The sequence below is a fragment of the Paenibacillus sp. 22594 genome (assembly GCF_052044425.1).
GTDB lineage: Bacteria > Bacillota > Bacilli > Paenibacillales > Paenibacillaceae > Paenibacillus_AQ.
Window position 1 is genome coordinate 1 of sequence record NZ_JBQENA010000034.1, and the last position, 1,466, is coordinate 1,466.

The following is a 1,466-nucleotide window of genomic DNA, read 5'->3' on the forward strand; positions in this document are numbered from 1 at the left end:
GGGTACTTGAATCTTCCGGCCCTAACCGCAGAGAAGTTTATTGAGAATCCCTACGGGGAGGGGAAACTGTACCGGTCAGGGGACTTAGCGAAATGGCTGCCGGATGGGAACATTGCCTATTTAGGCCGTATGGATGATCAAGTGAAAATCAGAGGATTCCGGATCGAGCTGGGCGAAGTGGAACATGCGCTGCGGCAGCTCGAAGGGATCCAGGATGCGGCGGTCATCGTGCGGGAAGCCCATGACGGAGAGAAAGCGCTGTTTGCGTACCTCATATCGAAAGACCAAGTCCAGCTGCAGGCAGTGAGGCGGGACCTGGAGGAAGTGCTGCCGGCGTATATGGTGCCAGCCTATATGATACAAATTGAACAACTGCCGGTGACGCGCAGCGGTAAGCTGGATCAACGGGCGCTGCCGGAGATCGTAGCCGTAAGCGAGAAGGAATACACGGCTCCGAAAAACGAACTTGAAGAACAACTATGCAGTATCTTTAGTGAAGTGCTGGGCGTAGAGCGAGTCGGTACGCAGGACAGCTTCTTTGAACTGGGCGGGGACTCGATCAAGGCGATACGGATCGTATCGAAGCTAAGAAGTGCCGGATATCACATCGCCATCAAAGATATCATGCAAAAGTATACCGTTGAGGCGATCAGTTATGCGGCACAAAAATCTGCCTTAGAGGAACAGTACGAGCAAGAGGAAGTAAGCGGCAGCGTACCCCTGACACCGATCGTCAGGGAGTTTGCCTCCTGGAATCTTTCTAAGCCACACCACTTCAATCAGGACATGCTGATGGAAATTGATCTGGAAGAGGAGAACCAGCTTCGGAAAGTGCTGGATGCCCTTACGGCACATCATGATATCCTGAGATCCGTCTACCGGGAAGGCCAGTTAGAGATCCTAAAAGTGAGTGCCAACAAAGCCTATGAGCTAAAGGTGTATGACTATAGCAAAGAACAAACAGCAGTAGAATTAATGGAAGCGGCATGTACAGATCTGCATCGCAGTATCAACTTAGAAGAAGGTCCGCTGGTGAAGGCAGCAATGTTCCGTACGGGTGAAGGGAATCTGCTGTTTGTGGCGATCCATCATCTTGTGGTGGACGGGGTCTCGTGGCGTATCCTGCAGGAAGATATCAGCACAGCCATTCGGCAAGTCAAAGAAGGGGCAAAGATCGAATTTCCGGCAAAGACAGCGTCCTATAAGGCATGGGCGGAGGCGTTGGCCGAATATAAGGACAGCCCCCTGCTGCAGAAAGAACGGGCGTACTGGGAGCAAGTAGCCACACGGATGGCGGCAGGCGAACTCGGGATGGACGAACAGACCGGAGAAAGCGGGTACGGCAGCTGCACGATACAATTAAATGAAAAAGAAACCGAGCAGCTCATCCACCAGTCAGGTCGGGCATATAGTACCGAGATCAATGACCTCCTTATCAGCGCCCTGGGAATGGCCGTGAAGAAACT

Annotated in this window: 1 protein-coding gene; it reads left to right on the forward strand. The window is 52.5% G+C overall.

Annotated features, from left to right (window positions below):
- A partial coding sequence (locus ACTJKB_RS30830) for a condensation domain-containing protein (protein ID WP_440838033.1) occupies positions 1-1,466 on the forward strand: 1,466 nt, incomplete at both ends.